Consider the following 17,798-nt stretch of genomic DNA (forward strand, 5'->3'; position numbering starts at 1 on the left):
TGATGACCTTTGACAAAAGGTAGTCTACCGACGGAGGCACTCAAAAAGGAACGCGCACAAACATAGAATGACAAAAAAACACTATCCACAATTTATATTAAGTTAGTGTTGAGCGTAGTTTACAGACTACCGCACCGGCGGAACAGTGCGGTAGTCTGTAAACTACGCCAGACGCGATCAAGCGTGCGATTCTTGAAAAACTTGGAGAGTACGCTATTTCAATACGTTGCTTTCCTGCGCGTTTTTGATGTATTCTTGAGCATCTGCGGCTAACAGGAAGCGCCTTTCTACCAATTCCTGAACAGAACGCCGGACGGCCGCTACGTACCCATCATGAGTTTTGTAGCGTTCCTCCAAAGACAGTCGGGAATCGTTTACGGCCAACCGTTCGGCTTTTGTTGTTTTGAACGGGATGTATTGGCCCGATCCTTCGCAACCTTCATTTTCGCCAAAGTCAGCCCGACGTAACGCCCAGCCTGTCGTGGTAGCCGTTGGGGCTGCAACAGGAGGTAAGCGAATACCCGCTATCTCATTTCCGTCTTTATCAACTTTAGAGACAAAATTTACATAAACGAGTCGCCCATCTATTGTTGGCGGATACTTCGTCAGGATTCCCTGCCCGACCGAAGTGCCGAAATCAAGCTGGTAGCGCGTTGTAATGAGGCCCATATACGTAACGCCGGGAATAGTCGGCCAACCCAGCGCACTTTGTGGAACCAGGCCAGTTTGAGAGCCAGCTTGCGGAACAGCCACTACGCTCGTTCCGTCTGATTGTCTGGGTACGGCGCTCCTAGGGGGTTCCGTGCCTTTCGTAACCCAATCGTCGAGCGCCATGAAAAGTGCACGTAGCAGCGGTTCTCCGTTCGTTGGATTCTGAAATTGCTGGCACATGCCGCGCGTGGTTGCATTGCCCGCGCCATGCTGAGCACCTGAAACGAGAAAGAAACGAACATTCTCAGGATCAGGCAGATCATTGCCTTTTGTATCGGTATGCAGAAGCGAAGCCGCTTTTACCCAGTATTCATTGGCCGAATTAATTTCGAATACCTTAGGGCACGTAGTACTAGCCGAACAGGCCGCAATTCGGCCCGCCGTTTTACCGGTAAGCGGATCGGTCATTACGGGATAGGCGAACGGGAACAATGCTTCGGGATAAAGGTGATTTTGCCGGTTGCGTTCGGTGCGGGAAGGTTGAGCAAAGCGTACATTCAGACCGATACCACTGCCGCCACCCAGCCAGTTTTCGATTCCGTCGAGAACGCGTTTGCCTCCCTCATCGGCATTGAAACCGAGTGTTTGAAAATCGTTCAGGTAGCGGGCGGGTTGCGAAACAGCAAAAGAGTATGTGAATTTGATATCGTTTGCCAATGGATTTGGATTACCAAAGTCATCGGACGTAGCGTACCGCAAGAACGAAACGAAATCGCGCGTAGCGGCAAATCCGATTCCAGCGACTATCGGATCGCGGGCAGTATAACTGAACTCATAAATGGCACTTTGCTTGAACGCTGTACCGGCTGGCAATAACCGAATGGTGCGTGCATTTTCGTATTCCCATCCATCCGCCGGAATAGTTTTAGGAGTATCTTGTAGGTGCTCGCGGACGGTGAGTGTCGCCTGAGTCTTATTCAACGTAGCGGCAGGGTAGGCGAGAGGATAACTTGCCGACGTAGCATTATCATACACAATATACTCGTAAGAGGGACCGGTAATAGCTGAGCCATCCGCGTTTTTAGCAACCGGCACATTAATAGTCAGATTGTTATTGGTTGGAGCGGCCGACGGGTCCCAGCCGTTCCAGATGATGGTGTAACCCTGATTCATGAGAAAACCGTCGCCAGCATGGGCCGCTGTAGTGGGGTCGTTGCCACCGCTACTTTTGTTAAATCCGCCGAACAGCTTTCCGCCCCGGTTGTTGACTTCCAGAAAGAGTTTATGATTGCCTTTGCTCAAATCAAGAGGCTTGAGAATGTAAATATCCATTACGTACTCAACCATGCCTTTTGCATTACGGGGCGCTAGTGTAAGGTCTGTAATGACTGAATTTTGCGGGCTGTTCGGATCAAGTTCGCCATATGCTTTTCCGCGAAGCTTTTCGTAAGTACCTACCTGCCCGAACACTTTTCCCTCAAACGTTGGTGACTGTCGGCTGGTGATCTCGATACGAACGATACGTGCCTGTGCCGTTGAGAGTAGGCAAATGGAAATACAGGTGAATAGAACAGCCTTCAATCGATTCATGCAGCTTCTTTTTGCTAATAAACCGTTTTCCGATCGAACCTACTCTGACGTTTCTTAACCAAGGGTAGTTTTGCCGAAACGGACGGGCTGCCCAAGCGGATAATTCGTTGTTGCGTCAGTAGTTTAAAAAGCCGTTGCAAGGATAAAGGGCTTTGTGGGACGACCGCTATTCAGGCATGAGCAACTTTTGGTTCCCACTAATCTTAATTCTTGTGGTTTTGCCTCACAAAATCATTTCTTTCATGGCTCAACGTTAAATGAGCCGTACGGGCAAAATAGTTGAGCCGTAGAAGAAACTAGTACGTGTTTTGACGGTTGACCTTTGTGACATGAAAAACAGCACAAAAATTCAGTTGGGTCAACATGGCCCGTTCGTGTCCAGGCTTGGTTTAGGCTGTATGCGTATGTCGTCTATCTGGGGCGGACCTACACCTGACGAAACAGAAAGTATGGCTACGATCCACGAAGCCCTGGATAATGGGATCAATTTTTTGAATACCGGGGACTTTTACGGCGCCGGTCATAATGAACTACTGGTTGGCAAAGCCATTAAAGGAAGGCGCGACGATGCGTTCATCAGCGTAAAATTCGGTGCCATCTTTCACAACGGTCAGTGGTTGGGAATGGATTTGCGCCCCATCGCTATCAAGAATTTTATCAATTACTCGCTGACCCGGTTGGGTATTGAAACCATTGACCTCTACCAGCCTAGCCGAATGGATAACAGCGTACCAATAGAAGACATCATTGGCACGGTCGCCGACCTGATCAAAGAAGGCAAAGTGCGTCACATTGGCGTATCGGAAATTACGGCTGACCAACTTCGTAAAGCCAACGGCGTTCACCCCATAAGCGCGCTGGAGATTGGCTATTCGCTGGCCGACCGGCAAATAGAAAACGACCTGCTGCCAACAGCCAGGGAATTAGGCATTGCCGTCGTGGCCTTCGCCAATACGGCTGAAGGGTTATTGACCGGTGAACTGAACGCACCGCTCGCTGAAAACGATTACCGAAACCATTTCTCTCGTTTTCAAGGTGAAAACTTAGTGAGTAACCTGGAAAAAGTCGACGTCCTGAAGCAAGTAGCTAGCCATAAAGGGTATACGCCAACACAGGTGGCAATCGCCTGGGTAAAAGAGCAAGGCGATCAGATTATGCCGTTAGTCAGCATGAGTCGTCGGTCGCGCTTGCCCGAAAATATCGCAGCGATGGATATTATGTTTACGCCGGAAGAACTGAACACCCTGAACACTACGTTTGCCATAGGCGCAATACGTGGCGGCACTTACTTACAACGCTAAATGACCAGTCCAGCAGAAATTCTCCCCGGCGTAATCTTCTATTCTTACCTCTCCGCTGAGCGGAAGGAAAAAGTATGTTTCTGGAATCACCATACTTTAATATTGCAGGTTTCAGGACAGTTTACCCTAGAAACCTCCGGGCAAACCATTTCGATGACTGGGGGAGAAATGCTGCTGATCGGCCGAAACCAGGTGGGAACGCTCATCAAAACTCCGCTACCCGGAGCGAACTATGAGACAATCGTGATATCCCTGCAGGAAGACCTGTTGCGCAAGATCGTATTAGAAGAAAAGCTCGAAGCAGACCGGAAATACATTGGGCCACCAAATATCCTGATTCCTGCCAACGAATTCCTGCAGGGGTATTTTCAATCGATTGTTCCCTACGCCCGAAGCTCAGGAGCGACCATGACTGACGAAATGGGCATTCTAAAAGTGAAAGAAGGCGTTAAATTACTACTCCTTGCTCTACCGGGACTTCGCAACTTCCTGTTCGACTTTTCAGAACCTCATAAGATCGACCTGGAAAAGTTCATGCTCAGTAACTATCATTTCAACGTTCCCATTGAAAAATTCGCGCAGCTCACCGGCCGCAGTCTGGCCGCCTTCAAACGCGATTTCCTGAAAACATTCGGTGCTCCGCCCCGTCACTGGCTGCAGGACAAACGGCTGACCGAAGCCAAACACCTCATCGAAACGAAACATCAAAAACCCTCAGCTATTTACCTCGACCTGGGGTTTGAAAGCCTGTCGCACTTCTCCTATTCCTTCAAAAAGAAGTTTGGCATGGCGCCTACGGCACTGAATTATGGTCTTTCTCCAAAGAGATCTTTAGAAAATGTAGTAGGCGTCTCGTAAAATGCCCCTGTAAACGATGGTCGCTGAACGTCTACTAATTGCGTTAATGCTAGTCCCGTTCTATCCGCTTCGGCGACCGGGTCCGTTTCTGCAAAACCACCCATCTAAGACAATCAGATACTTATTTGACTCCGTCAGAATCTAAACCTGACTCACTCGTTTGGTACGTTGTCCGAACTTATAATCGCTGTCGTACGCCAGACCCAGACCGACGCTGGAGAGCTTATTCTCATCGGCAATAGCGGCATTCGGGAAAAGGTTTTTGAAGGCCGTTTGTATAGACTGAACCTCGGTTGAACCGCCCGTGAGAATAACCAGATCAATGGCTTCGTTTCTAACCCCGGCTAATTGAAGACACTGTCTGGCCGAGGCTGCTATTTTTTCAACATCGTCTTCAATAGACTTTTCAAAAAGCTCCCGTTTGACGGGAATGAAAAAGCCATCCTCGATAAAATCAAACGTAGCATTATGCTCCGCCTGACTCGAAAGTGCGATTTTTGTTCCTTCAGCAGCGGCCAGCAGCGTGTGGCCGGTTTCGTCTTCAAGCACTTTCAACAGCCGACCGTACCGCTTTTTATCGTGCGATTGATGGAGTAATTGCCGGACCTGCATGATTATTTTGGGCGTATACAGAAAGTTGACTTTACTCCACTCCGCCAGATCGACATACGGTTTCAACGGAACTTCCAGATTTTTAGGGCCATACGTGCTTCGGAAACCCAGCTCGGGCATGATGGCCGCCAAACTTAACTCTTTATCAAAATCATTACCGCCAACCCGAATACCCGTATTGGCTAAAATATCCGACGAACGATCCGGTTTGTGAACGTATTGATTCGATAACTTGATCACCGTAAAGTCGGACGTCCCTCCGCCCAGATCCGCTACAATCGCCAGTTTTTCGCCACTTATTCGGGCTTCATGCGCAAAGGCAGCCGCAATAGGTTCAAACTGAAACTCGATATGCTTAAATCCAATCCGTTGTGCAATGGCCAGTAATTCCGCCTGTGCCCGAACATCAGCCTCCGGGTCGTTATCGACAAAATGAACGGGGCGACCCATAACAACATGGTCAATTTCCTGATTGGCTACCGCATCCGCTTTATCTTTGATGTGTTTCAGAAAGGAGCTAATGATGGTGGAAAAATTCATGGAAGCCCCGTTGACAAGCGTGCCCTGTTTCATCAGAGAGGTTCCCAGCACTCGCTTTAAGCTCCGCATAAATCGACCGTCCTGCCGATCGAAGAATAAACTAATGGCCGTTCTGCCGTAAAACGCTTTGTTATCGACACGCCTGAAGAAAAGAGCACTTGGAATCGTTACGTGCGCAGCTTCAACCGGCACAAGGCTAATCTGGCCATCGTTGGCAATAGCTACGCTTGAATTTGACGTACCAAAATCGATTCCGCAGGAAATTAGTGCCATTCTTAACTGTCTTAAAATTTCTCTTACCCGATTTCTTTTGTGGCGGAGCTAGGATCAAAAAAGAATCATACTCCGCCGATTTTTTTCCTGGAAAAAGGGCGCAAATTTAACGAAAACGCGATAAAGCACAGCGCTATGCTATGGATTATCGCGTTACAGTACCCAGATTAAAATGCAGGTTGAACCCTATAGTTTCTGGAAGATGACCGTACCATTATGGCCGCCAAAACCAAACGTATTACTCAAGGTCGTGTTAACTTGTGTAGGTAATGCTTCGCCTAACACAATCGGCAGGTTTTCTGGAATTGCCGGGTCCAGTTCGGTTGTGTTGATGGTGGCTGGAATAATATTGTCGCGCATCGCGAGCAGGCAAATAATCGCTTCGATGGCACCAGCAGCGCCCATCAAATGACCCGTAATTGACTTCGTAGCGCTGATTTTTAGCTTCACTGGCTCATTTCCCGTTAAGGTATGAATGGCTTTGATTTCCGATAAATCACCGACGGGTGTAGACGTAGCGTGCGTGTTCAGGTAATCGATATCGACAATTGTCAGATTCGCTTCGTCCAGCGCCAGTTGCATGGCTTTGGCGGCTCCCAATCCTTCCGGATGCGTAGCGGTCATGTGATATGCGTCGGCAGTCATGGCGGCACCGGTAATCTCGCCGTAAATGGTGGCTCCCCGCTTAACGGCGTGTTCATATTCTTCCAGCACTAGCGCTCCCGCTCCTTCGCCCATAACGAATCCATCCCGATGAACATCGAAAGGCCGCGAAGCCGTAGTCGGATCAACGTTACGTGTCGACATCGCTTTCAGGGCACTAAATCCACCGAATGAAGCGGGCGTAATCGTCGCTTCTGAACCGCCGGTGATGATGATTTTGGCTTTCCCGAGTCGGATGTACGTAAACGCGTCCATAATGGCCGTGTTCGACGTAGCACAGGCCGAAACCGTAGTGTAGTTAATGCCCATGTAGCCGTTACGTATTGAAATCATGCCCGATGCCATGTTGATAATGAGTTTGGGGACAAAGAACGGGCTAAAACGGGGCTGGCCATTTCCACGTGCGTATTCCGTTACCTGCTCTTCGAAGACGTCCATGCCGCCCTGTCCTGATCCCCAGATAACGCCCACATCGTAGGGGTCCATGCTGGAAAAATCGAAACCCGAATCGGTAATAGCCTGATCAGATGCAATCAACGCGTATTGCGTAAACAGGTCGGTACGTTTGATATCGGCGTGATTTAAATATTGCGAGGCACTGTAATTTTTGAGTTCAGCGGCAAACTGCGTTCTAAATAACGATGCGTCAAAATGCGTAATAGGAGCGACCCCACTACGTCCGGCGACTACATTCTGCCAGAAGGTTGGAATATCATTGCCCACGGGCGTTAACGCCCCTATACCTGTAACAACAACTCGGTGTAACATTGTCTTTGATTCTTCGTAGTGACTGAACGGATCTATAATTCGCAGATCAATTCAGTTAGTGGATTGATAAAAAATTGCACGCAAAGGTAGGTAAATAAAATACCATTTGGTATTTTTGTAGTATGAAAAACGATTTGTCCAAAGCTGAACGAACCCGCCAGTACATTATCGAAACAACGGCGGGCATATTCAATACGAAAGGATATGCAGGAACGTCGTTATCTGATTTGACTGAAGCTACCGGGTTAACGAAGGGTAGTATTTATGGCAACTTTGGAAACAAGGAAGAAGTTGCTTTAGCCTGCTTCGATTACAATCTCTCGAAAATCAATCAGACCGTTCAGCAGCGTCTTGCCGAGGCAACTACGTATCATCAGAAATTGATGGTGTATGTACAAATCTACCAAGATTTCGCTAAGATGCCTTTTCCGGAAGGCGGTTGCCCAATTTTAAATACGGCAATTGACGCGGATGATACAAATAACCTGCTGAAAGATAGAGCCGCTAAAGCAATTCAGGCCTGGAAGAAACGTATCGTCGATCTGATTCGGGGTGGAGTTGAGGCCGGTGAGTTTAAAGCCGACGTGGTACCCGAACAAATAGCGTTGTCGATGATCGCTCTGATCGAGGGCGGAATCATGATTGCCAAAGTGACGAATAATCCAGCCAGTCTGGCAAAAATCCTAAAGACAGTGGAAATGCTCATCACTCAAATAAAAACATAAAAAATTTTGAACTAAAAAATACCGATCGGTATTTTAATTGAAATTGACAAATAACATTCAATAAAATGAAAACGACTCAGAATACAGTCTTGATTACGGGTGGGAGTGCAGGTATTGGTTTAGAAATCGCGAAATTGCTTGATCAGAAAGGTAATTATGTCATTATTACCGGTAGGGATCAACAACGGCTCGATAAAGCACTGGGCCAGTTAACGAATGCGACTGGTATTATCAGCGACGTTAGTAAAAAAGAAGATGCTGAAGCCCTGGCCGCTACGTTGACGCGCGATTTTCCAGCCCTCAATCTGGTGATCAACAACGCGGGTCGGGCCATTCTGTACGACATTGCCAATAGCGAAGGCGGTTTTGATAACGCCCAGGATGAAATGCTAACCAATTATCTAGCCGTTATCCGGTTGAATGAATACCTGTTGCCGTTGCTGAAAGCTCAGCCCGAATCGGCTATTGTCAACGTATCGTCCGTCGTCGCTTTTGTTCCGGGTAATTTACCCACGTATTCGGCCAGCAAAGCGGCCCTGCATTCCTACACCCAATCGTTACGTATCGCCCTGAGTCGGACCAGCAACGTAAAAGTATTCGAGTTGATGCCCCCGCTGGTCGATACTGAATTTTCGGCGATCATCAACGGCAAAAGCGGTATTGCGCCATCCGCGGTTGCCGAGTCATTTATCGAAGCGCTTGAAACAGATACCTACGAGATCCGCGTGGGCAAAACGCAGTACATCTATGACCTCTATTTGAAATCGCCAGAGGAAGCCTTGAGCGTAATGCAGCCTGCGCATTAAGTTGCGAGTAGAATAAATTGATAATCAGACTTTCGCCGTAAGTTGTGCCACCGTTCTAAACCGTAGCATAATTTACGGCGAACGCTTTTTTATTGGGCTTATACAAGTGTATTAACCACAGAGGCACAAAATGCACAGAGGGTTAAATTACGGATAATAAGCATATTTTTTCTCTGTGTTTTCCGTGTCTTTGTGGTTACTATCTTTTCTTTTTATTCAGCTTCTTCTACAGAAAATCCTCCCTGATGACTAAACGATCTTCCCTTCTCTTTATCCTCCTTTTTTGCCTGATCGGATTGGCGCAGGCACAAGGTCCCAAGTTGGATAAGCTGCTATTTGGCGTAGCGTATTACGACGAATATATGCCCTACGAGCGCCTGGATAAGGACATTGCGATGATGAAAGAAACGGGCATCAACGTAGTACGTATTGCCGAATCGACCTGGAGCACGGTTGAGCCGCAGGACGGTACGTTCGATTTTTCGCATATCGACCGCGTACTGAACGCCATGCAGAAAGCAGGCATTAGCGTTATTGTCGGAACACCGACCTATGCCGTTCCAACCTGGCTAGTAAAAAAATACCCCGATGTACTGGCAACCACTCCGCAGGGACAAAATCGTTACGGTCCACGCCAGAACATGGACATTACTAATACACACTTTCGTTTCCATGCCGAGCGTGTTATCCGGAAGATCATGGAACACGTAAAAGATCATCCGGCCATCATTGGCTATCAGGTCGATAATGAAACGAAGCACTACAACACGACGGGTCCGAACGTTCAGAAGCTCTTTGTGGATTACATGAAAGCGAAATACAAATCGCTGGATGTGATCAATAAAATCTACGGCCTGGATTACTGGAGCAACCGAATCAATTCGTGGGACGATTTCCCGTCAACAGTCGGGACGATCAACGCCAGCCTTAGTTCAGAATTCGCTACGTTCCAGCGTAAACTGGTGACGGATTATCTGGCATGGCAAGCCGCGATGGTGAAGGAGTACAAACGACCAGCGCAGTTCGTTACGCAAAACTTTGACTTTGAATGGCGGGGCTATTCGTACGGAATTCAACCCGATGTCGATCATTTTGCGGCTGCCAAAGCGATGGACATGGCGGGTGTCGACATTTACCATCCAACGCAGGACCAGCTCACCGGAACGGAAATTTCGTTCGGTGGCGACGTAGCGCGTTCCATGAAACTCGATGCGTCGAACCGGGGCAAAAATTATCTGGTGCTGGAAACGGAAGCGCAGGGGTTTCCGCAGTGGGTACCGTATCCGGGTCAACTTCGTTTACAAGCGTTTAGCCACGTAGCGTCGGGGGCCAACATGCTCGAATACTGGCATTGGCATTCCATTCATAACTCCGCAGAAACGTACTGGAAAGGGTTGTTGAGCCATGATTTTGAGCCAAATCCTACGTATACCGAAGCCAAAACCATCGGGAAGGATTTCGCCCGACTCAGTCCGCATCTGGTTAATCTGAAGAAAACGAATTCGGTGGCTATGCTTTTCAGCAATGAAGCGCTAACCGCTTTCAATGCCTTCAGTTTCGGATGGGGCGCTACCGAAAAATACAACGACGTATTACGGCCCATGTACGATGTCCTGTACCGTATGAACGTGGGCGTTGACTTTGTCGATCCGTCCAGCACCAATTTGGAAAGCTATAAACTGCTGGTTGTTCCAGCTTTGTATGCCGCATCGGATTCATTGTTGCAGCGGCTAAATCGGTACGTCCAGAACGGCGGGCACATTGTTTATACCTTTAAAAGTGGCTTTTCGGATGAACACGTAAAAGTGCGAACGACGCCCCAGCCGGGCATCATCAGCGAAGCCTGTGGCATTACGTATTCGCAGTTTACGATTCCCCGCGCAGTATCGTTGAAAAATGACCCCTATCAGGCTGGGAAAGACAACGTAGTGAAAACCTGGATGGAGCTGATCACGCCAACAACGGCGAAGGTTTTGGCTTATTATGATCACCCGGTCTGGGGAAAGTACGCAGCTGTTACGCAGAATACCTACGGAAAAGGAATGGCTACGTACATTGGCTGTATGACTAGTGAGGCCGTACTGAAGAAAATACTGGAAGATGCCAGTAAGAAAGCCAACGTTTGGGGATCGGACCAGCAACTGACCTTTCCACTGATTACGAAGTCAGGCGTAAATCAACAGGGGAAAACGATTCATTACTATTTCAACTATTCGTCGGTTCCCGGTTCTGTTACGTATCCGCATCAGGATGGCAAAGAATTACTCACGAATGAGTCAGTCTCGAAAAATAAGTCTATGCCGTTGGAAGCCTGGGGCATGAAAATCGTAGAAGAAAATTAACGTAGTACCTGCTTTCTGTTGCTTCTAGACGTATCAAGTTAATCCAGACAGGCACACTGTCTGTAAATTAGTTAGCTGTATTTTATAAATAGATACTTATAATACAATCTATATACCATTTAGTAGATTCACAAACCACAATTGGCGCTACTTTCTACATTTGGCGCAGTCTTGGGTCGTCCCATCTTCCTGTTCTTTTTTTCGGGATGACGGATCGATTGACCTGATTCTATGAAATGGCAAAACCGTTTCCTGCCATTTCGATTAGTCTTATCCATTTATCATCACCTTACCCTTTTAGTTATGAATCTTGATGTTGCCGTAGTAGGCGGAGGTGTCTCCGGAGCCTACAGTGCCTGGCGTCTCCAGCAGGAAAAAGGAGAAACCGACCGGATTGGTCTGTTCGAATATAGTGACCGTATTGGCGGCCGACTGTACACCATCACAATCCCCGGAATGCCTCATGTAAAGGCGGAAGTCGGTGGGATGCGCTACATTCCTGACCAGCATATTATGGTCGCTACGCTGGTCGATCATCTGGAAATTCCAACAAAAGATTTTCCGATGGGCGCCCCCGCCCCAATTGGCGCTAAATGCAATATTTTCTATCTGCGGGGCAAACACCTGCGGCTGCATGAACTGGCTGATCCGGACAAAGTGCCGTACCGACTGGCCTGGTCGGAGCAAGGACTTGGACCTACGAATCTGCAGGTGCAGGTCATGAACAACGTGTATCCGAACCTGGGTAATCTGAGTCTGTGCGACCAGATGAAGGTAAAAGTGTTTAACAAACCGCTGTGGAAACACGGATTCTGGGATTTAATGTACCGGACGCTGAGCAATGAAGGGTATCAGTTTATGCGGGATGCCGGTGGTTACGACGCCAATGTAGCCAACGCCAACGCCGTAACCCAGCTACCGGCTACCGAATACAGCGACGAAACGGAATTTCTTACCCTGCGTGATGGCTACGATCAACTGCCGATTACCCTGGTAAAGCAATTCAATGATACGTTGCCGGGGAAAATGCCCAAAGGGAAACGGGTATTTATGAACCATCGATTGGCAGAGATCGAAATCGGTTCGGGTGAGTATCCATATACGCTTACCTTCGAACTAACCGAAACGACGGATAATCGGACTTTGGTAAAAGCGACAAAATCGAAGGACGATGACAATACGCTGGTCGTAAAAGCGAAAAAAATTATTCTGGCCATGCCACGCCGGTCGCTGGAACTTATTAAAAGCTCATTCTTCGAAAATGAGTGGTTGAAGAAGAATTTGTCGTCGGTGCTGATTCAGAGTGCATTCAAACTTTTTCTGGCCTACGAGCGTCCGTGGTGGCGGGCCTTGGGTTTGGTGGCCGGTCGTGCTGTTACGGACTTGCCCGTGCGCCAGGTCTATTACTTCGGTACAGAAGGGGAACAGCAATATGGATTGCCCACTATGAATTCGCTGCTGATGGCGAGCTACAATGACATTAGTACCGTACCGTTCTGGAAGGGGCTTGAAGATGGCGAACCGTATCGGGGTTATCGGCCTGCGTGTATGGAAGAGGATGTAACGGATGTAATACCAAAAACCGAATTTCAGGCTACGGATGAGATGGTACAGGTTGCGAATCGGCAGGTGGCCGAAGTACACGCATTACCCGAAATTCCGATGCCCTATTCGGCTGTGTACCATACCTGGAACGAGGACCCATACGGTGGAGGCTGGCACGAATGGAAAGCCAATTATCGGCTGGATGAAGTGATGTGTCGCATGCGCAAACCTGACGATAAGGAGGACATTCACATTGTGGGTGAAGCGTATTCATACGGGCAGGGCTGGGTTGAAGGCGCGCTCACTACCGCTGAGTCAACACTACAGGATTTCTTTAAGCTGAAGAGACCTCACTGGCTTCCCGAAACGTATCAGTTATTGCCGAATCCATGTCCTGGCTGTGGTGACCTGACGGGCTGCGTAGAGTGTCCGGATTGCGTGGAGAACCTGAGTGGGATCACACCGAACTGTGCGAAACCTATCCCCATCAGCTAAGCTCATGACGAACACAACCGTTGCCGCCTATCTCATCGCCCGGTTGAAGGAGGCTGGCCTGGAACACGTATTCACGGTGCCCGGCGATTATGCCGGGCCTTTTCTGAAAATTCTGGATGATACACCTGGCATCACCCGGATTCCCACCATCAACGAACTCGGTGCTGGTTACGCGGCTGATGGCTATGCCCGGTATCGGGGAATTGGCGCGGCCTGTGTGCAATACGGTGTCGGTACGTTCAGTCTGCTGAACTGCACGGCGGGTTCGTTCGTCGAGCGGGTGCCGGTGGTCGTGATTTCGGCCAGTCCTAAAACATCTGATCGTAAACTAGAGCGCGAACAGGGGATTCTGTTTCACCACAGTACGGGTAATCTGCGCGCCGATCAGCTTGTTTTTCAGAACGTAACGGTCGCTTCCGAAATTCTCCGCAATTCGACGGATGCCCCTGGTCAGATTGACCGGGCCATTACGGCTATGCTCACGCACCGACGTCCGATCTATCTCGAAGGACTGAACGACGTCTGGACGGAAGTTTGCCCGGCACCCGCCGGTAAATTAATCCCTCAGACTGTTTCGAGCGACCCTGCCTCGCTGGCTGCGGCTCTTGATAGGGCCTGGGAAAAAATTCAGTCGGCTAAATTGCCTGTGTTGTGGGCAGGTGTTGAAATCCAGCGGTATGGTTTGCAGGATGTACTTCAGAAACTTATCGATGTCAGCGGGCTGTATTTTACGACAACCAGTCTCGGCAAAACGATACTGGACGAAAGCCAGCCATCCTTTGTCGGTACGTATGCGGGACCGGCCTCACCCGCGCTCACGCGAGCGGTAATGGACCGAACGGATTGTCCGATTGCGCTGGGCGCGATCATTACCGACGATTATCTGGCGATCATGCAATCGGATTTCGGGAAAATGATTGAGGTGACGGACGACGAAATGCGCCTTGGCTATCAGTATTACCACCGGGTGACGCTGAGCGATTTTCTGCATGGTTTACTGCACCGGTATCAGACTTCCAAAACTCACAAGAACTATAGCCTTCCAACTGTACCACCGGACGTAGCAAAACCAGTCAAAGGACAGGATACGCTCACCTACAATCTGTTCTATGCTGAACTGGCGGAGTTTCTCCGCGGTGAAAAGCTGACAGACACGACTGCGCTAATCCTGGGGGAAAGTACATCTCTTTACGTATTTGGTAATTTGTTTGGACTACCTCAGAATAGCTTCGTCGCGCAGGCGGCCTGGGGCTCGTTGGGGCACGAAACGGGCTGTGCTTTAGGCGTCGCCTTGGGTAGCGGGAAACGTCCGTTCGTTGTTGCTGGCGATGGCGGTTTCATGATGATCTGTCAGGAAATTTCCAGCCTGGTTCGGCAGCAGAGCAACGCTGTCATTTTTGTAATGAGCAATAAAGGCTATGCCATCGAGCAGGCGTTTGTCGATATTACGGCCTTTGAACCAACGGGTGCCTTTGCCGACTTCGATATTCTACCCGAATGGGATTATCTGGCCCTGGCAACGGCCTTCGGTGCGCAAGGGTACCGCGTAGAAACGGTCGATGAGCTGCACACTACGTTACATGCGGTTCAGGGATTGACAAACATACCGGCCTTGGTCGAAGTGGTGATTCCTCAAAAAGACCTGGCTCCTCAACTAAAACGGTTGGCGGCAACGCCCAGCCTAGATGGCTCTCCACTTACAGGCAGGCATCAGTGGTAGATTTAACCAATTTATCGATTCCTGACATTCGTTGCTGTTGTTTTACCCTGCTCTTCCGTTAATTTGCTGATCAGCCTGAACGGAAGGGCGGGGTATTTTTTGATACAGATAAATGATAGTCGTGCAAGTCTATGTCGCTCTCGGTTCCTGTTTATAAGATTCAGTCGTTTCCCCGTCATGAACCCGATGCGTTATTTTACATGACGCGGCTGGAAAAACTGGTGCAGGAGTTTAAAGGGATCGACAAGCCGCATTCGCATACATTTTATCTGGTCATGTGGCTGGCGCAGGGAAGTGGTACGCATACCATCGACTTTCGAACATATGACATAGCACCCCACCAATTGTATTTTTTAACTCCCGGTCAGGTGCACAGCTGGGAATTATCGCCCGATACCCGGGGCTATAATCTGTTTATCGACGCTAACTTTTTCCGGGGTCGGTTTGGGAATCGACTACAGCAGTATCCGTTTTTTCATTCGCACCAACATCAACCTTTGTTGGAAATCACCGATCAGCAGCCCCTCTTCAGCGATCTGTTTACCTATGCGTATGAGGAGTATGAACATCGCTTGCCGAACCGGGCAGACGTATTTCTGTCGTTTGTGCACATCCTGCTCGAAACCGCTAATCGGCTTTATAATCAGCAATGGGTAGGCACGGATACACATCTTTACGACCGGATTCGCCAGTACGAAGACCTGATCGAGCAGCAGTTTCTAGCGATTCGGGAAGTGAGTGCTTACGCTGAGAAAATGAACCTGACCCCGAATCATCTCAATCACATCTGCAAAAAAGTTCTGGGTAAAACGGCCAGTCAACTGCTGCACGAACGTATCGTTATCGAAGCCCAGCGATTACTGACACATACAGCCCAATCCATCAAAGAAATTGGCTTTCAACTGGGTTTCGAGGACCCATCTTATTTTGTTCGTTTCTTCCGAAAATATGCCGGGCAAACCCCCGTTGAGTTTCGCCAGTCGTTGGTCGCTAATCGTTGATTTGTACCATACATGGCCTGGTCTGTATGCTTCGAAAAATGGCTTGGTACGTACCTTTGTTACGTAAAAACTGTCTGAGCAACAGGTCTCAATGAGGTAAGTTTACCTCACTCATTGCTCCCAAGCCATGTCAACCGATAGCCGATTATACAGCGTTGTTTTCAATAAATGTCCTCGTTGCCATCAGGGCGATTTCTTTGTTAAGAATAGCGCATTCAGCAAAGATTTCGATAAGATGCACGAACATTGCCCGCATTGTGGCGAAAACTTCATGCCTGAGCCTGGCTTTTATTGGGCGTCGATGTTCGTGAGCTATGCGTTTTACACCATTTATTCACTGCTTACCTTCTTTATTTTCGTGCAGTGGTTACAGATTGATCTGGATTACTACCTGATCGGCCTGATACCCACGCTTATTCTCCTGACCCCGTATTTCTTCCGAATGGCCCGTCGTACGTGGTTGACGCTCTTTATTGCGCCGAGACCACATGTTCATGCCGACGTAACCGAGCAGAAATAATCGATTCGCGAACGGAGAATAGCTTGTCGCCACGAACTGATCAATGCTGTAGGTAGAACCGATCAGTAGCAATGAGCTTACCTGATACGTACTAAAGCGCCGTCAGTGCGATCTAAAAAGATAGGTCGCACCGACGGCGCTAACTTTTTGATACAGCTGTTCACTATTTTACAGGTCGCCCGTACCGGGCTTGAATGCTTTATCTTTGCTCTTTCGTCATAGCCGGGCGATGAATCGCGTTTCCAGGCGCTGTCGTGCTTATAAAAGTTCATCTTTACTAATCATCCAATGCAGATCAGAGTTGCGGTTATTCAGGCCACGCCCGTGTTCTTCGATATACAGAAAACGCTCGATAAGCTCGAAGCTCTAATAATTGAGTCGGCGCAGAAAGGGTGTCAGTTTGTACTATTCCCGGAATCATTCATTCCCGGCTATCCGCGAAAATTCACCTTTGGCGCAGCCGTTGGTTTACGTACCGATGCTGGACGCGAACTCTATAAAACGTACTGGCAAAATAGTCTGCAATTGCCCAGCCCTGAACTGAAACGTATCGAGCAGATTTCCCGCGAGAATAACGTCTACTTAGCCATCGGCGTTACGGAACGGGATGCCTTGAACAGTAGTCTGTATTGCACACTGATTTACGTATCGCCAACGCAGGGTTATTTAGGTAAACACCAGAAAGTGAAACCAACAGGCGTCGAACGATTGATTTGGGCAGAAGGAACGGGGAAAGATTCATTACGCGTGTTCGACACCGAAATTGGGCGAATGGGCGGACTAATTTGCTGGGAAAATTACATGCCTCTGGCGCGCATGCGTATTTACCAACAGGCACCCCAACTGTATCTGGCCCCTACCGCCGATGCTCGCCCGACCTGGCCCGCTACGTTGCAACACATCGCCTGCGAAGCTCGCTGTTACGTATTGGGCAGTAATCAATTTTTTAGCCGTACCGATTATCCTGAAGCTTATCAGGAATTCCTGGACGAAGACGAGACAATTTTATGTCGGGGTGGCAGCGCTATCGTATCGCCACAGGGTGAATTCATTGCGGGACCGCTGTGGGACCAGGAAGGTATACTGATCGCGGATCTAGATTTGGATGAAGTGTTGAAAAGCAAGCTTGATTTTGACGTGATCGGTCATTACACACGCCCGGACCTGTTCGATTTTAACGTGAACAAGCTATGACACGGGGCAAGCTAGATTATTGATGTGAACGACAAAAAATAACCGCTCTCTCAAAATGAGAAGAGCGGTTGAATTGAGTAGTGGATCGAAGAGGTTCATAACCGCATCAGGATTGTATAGTTCCCTATCGGCTTTGTAAAACTGCACTCCTGTCGCATCAACTATCAGGAAATGTATGTGAACTGATCGATTTG

The 17,798-nt window shown here is 48.7% G+C and carries 13 protein-coding genes; 10 read left to right on the plus strand and 3 right to left on the minus strand.

All coding sequences use genetic code 11. The annotated features are described in order from the left end of the window. Positions 1-213: 213 nt before the first annotated feature. Positions 214-2,241 (minus strand): alpha/beta hydrolase domain-containing protein, encoded by a 2,028-nt coding sequence (locus IC230_RS23375; protein WP_191041494.1) that lies wholly within the window; start codon positions 2,239-2,241, stop codon positions 214-216. 329 nt (positions 2,242-2,570) lie between these two features. On the opposite strand from IC230_RS23375, the gene IC230_RS23380 reads away from it, so the two are divergent. Beyond that, entirely contained in the window at positions 2,571-3,542 is a 972-nt protein-coding gene (locus tag IC230_RS23380; RefSeq protein ID WP_191041495.1) for an aldo/keto reductase, read from the plus strand. Next, positions 3,543-4,400, plus strand: a complete 858-nt coding sequence (locus IC230_RS23385) for a helix-turn-helix domain-containing protein (protein WP_191041496.1) — start codon at positions 3,543-3,545, stop codon at positions 4,398-4,400. A 141-nt stretch (positions 4,401-4,541) separates the two neighbouring features. Here IC230_RS23385 and IC230_RS23390 read toward each other — a convergent pair whose 3' ends face one another. Both IC230_RS23390 and fabF read right to left on the minus strand, forming a co-directional pair. Further along, entirely contained in the window at positions 4,542-5,825 is a 1,284-nt protein-coding gene (locus IC230_RS23390) for an Hsp70 family protein (RefSeq protein ID WP_191041497.1), read from the minus strand. A gap of 186 nt (positions 5,826-6,011) precedes the next feature. Continuing rightward, entirely contained in the window at positions 6,012-7,256 is a 1,245-nt protein-coding gene (gene fabF / locus IC230_RS23395) for a beta-ketoacyl-ACP synthase II (protein WP_191041498.1), read from the minus strand. 122 nt (positions 7,257-7,378) lie between these two features. On the opposite strand from fabF, the gene IC230_RS23400 reads away from it, so the two are divergent. The 8 genes from IC230_RS23400 (at position 7,379) to IC230_RS23435 (ending at position 17,604) form a co-directional block, all read left to right on the plus strand. Beyond that, positions 7,379-7,981, plus strand: coding sequence for a TetR/AcrR family transcriptional regulator (locus IC230_RS23400; protein ID WP_191041499.1), 603 nt, complete (start codon positions 7,379-7,381; stop codon positions 7,979-7,981). Between the two features lie 65 nt (positions 7,982-8,046). Beyond that, a complete protein-coding gene (locus tag IC230_RS23405) occupies positions 8,047-8,787 on the plus strand; it encodes an SDR family oxidoreductase (RefSeq protein ID WP_191041500.1) in 741 nt (246 codons plus the stop codon). A gap of 245 nt (positions 8,788-9,032) precedes the next feature. Then, positions 9,033-11,129, plus strand: a complete 2,097-nt coding sequence (locus tag IC230_RS23410; RefSeq protein WP_223860801.1) for a beta-galactosidase — start codon at positions 9,033-9,035, stop codon at positions 11,127-11,129. A 303-nt stretch (positions 11,130-11,432) separates the two neighbouring features. Next, positions 11,433-13,169: a flavin monoamine oxidase family protein gene (locus IC230_RS23415; RefSeq protein WP_191041501.1), complete on the plus strand. Its 1,737-nt coding sequence runs from the start codon at positions 11,433-11,435 to the stop codon at positions 13,167-13,169. A gap of 4 nt (positions 13,170-13,173) precedes the next feature. Further along, positions 13,174-14,889, plus strand: coding sequence for an alpha-keto acid decarboxylase family protein (locus IC230_RS23420; protein WP_191041502.1), 1,716 nt, complete (start codon positions 13,174-13,176; stop codon positions 14,887-14,889). A 131-nt stretch (positions 14,890-15,020) separates the two neighbouring features. After that, entirely contained in the window at positions 15,021-15,890 is an 870-nt protein-coding gene (locus tag IC230_RS23425) for a helix-turn-helix domain-containing protein (protein WP_191041503.1), read from the plus strand. Positions 15,891-16,017: 127 nt separating this feature from the next. Beyond that, positions 16,018-16,410 carry a DUF983 domain-containing protein gene (locus IC230_RS23430; protein WP_191041504.1) on the plus strand — a complete coding sequence of 131 codons (393 nt, stop codon included), beginning with the start codon at positions 16,018-16,020 and terminating at the stop codon, positions 16,408-16,410. A gap of 288 nt (positions 16,411-16,698) precedes the next feature. Then, a complete protein-coding gene (locus IC230_RS23435) occupies positions 16,699-17,604 on the plus strand; it encodes a carbon-nitrogen hydrolase family protein (RefSeq protein WP_191041505.1) in 906 nt (301 codons plus the stop codon). Positions 17,605-17,798: the final 194 nt, after the last annotated feature.

The sequence above is a fragment of the Spirosoma validum genome, assembly GCF_014699035.1.
In the GTDB taxonomy this organism is placed as follows: domain Bacteria; phylum Bacteroidota; class Bacteroidia; order Cytophagales; family Spirosomataceae; genus Spirosoma; species Spirosoma validum.

Excerpts from the sequence above, each read along its gene's own strand:
- IC230_RS23375 (WP_191041494.1), bottom strand. The coding sequence starts at position 2,241 with ATGAATCGATTGAAGGCTGTTCTATTCACCTGTATTTCCATTTGCCTA.
- IC230_RS23380 (WP_191041495.1), top strand. The coding sequence starts at position 2,571 with ATGAAAAACAGCACAAAAATTCAGTTGGGTCAACATGGCCCGTTCGTG.
- IC230_RS23385 (WP_191041496.1), top strand. The coding sequence starts at position 3,543 with ATGACCAGTCCAGCAGAAATTCTCCCCGGCGTAATCTTCTATTCTTAC.
- IC230_RS23390 (WP_191041497.1), bottom strand. The coding sequence starts at position 5,825 with ATGGCACTAATTTCCTGCGGAATCGATTTTGGTACGTCAAATTCAAGC.
- fabF (WP_191041498.1), bottom strand. The coding sequence starts at position 7,256 with ATGTTACACCGAGTTGTTGTTACAGGTATAGGGGCGTTAACGCCCGTG.
- IC230_RS23400 (WP_191041499.1), top strand. The coding sequence starts at position 7,379 with ATGAAAAACGATTTGTCCAAAGCTGAACGAACCCGCCAGTACATTATC.
- IC230_RS23405 (WP_191041500.1), top strand. The coding sequence starts at position 8,047 with ATGAAAACGACTCAGAATACAGTCTTGATTACGGGTGGGAGTGCAGGT.
- IC230_RS23410 (WP_223860801.1), top strand. The coding sequence starts at position 9,033 with ATGACTAAACGATCTTCCCTTCTCTTTATCCTCCTTTTTTGCCTGATC.
- IC230_RS23415 (WP_191041501.1), top strand. The coding sequence starts at position 11,433 with ATGAATCTTGATGTTGCCGTAGTAGGCGGAGGTGTCTCCGGAGCCTAC.
- IC230_RS23420 (WP_191041502.1), top strand. The coding sequence starts at position 13,174 with ATGACGAACACAACCGTTGCCGCCTATCTCATCGCCCGGTTGAAGGAG.
- IC230_RS23425 (WP_191041503.1), top strand. The coding sequence starts at position 15,021 with ATGTCGCTCTCGGTTCCTGTTTATAAGATTCAGTCGTTTCCCCGTCAT.
- IC230_RS23430 (WP_191041504.1), top strand. The coding sequence starts at position 16,018 with ATGTCAACCGATAGCCGATTATACAGCGTTGTTTTCAATAAATGTCCT.
- IC230_RS23435 (WP_191041505.1), top strand. The coding sequence starts at position 16,699 with ATGCAGATCAGAGTTGCGGTTATTCAGGCCACGCCCGTGTTCTTCGAT.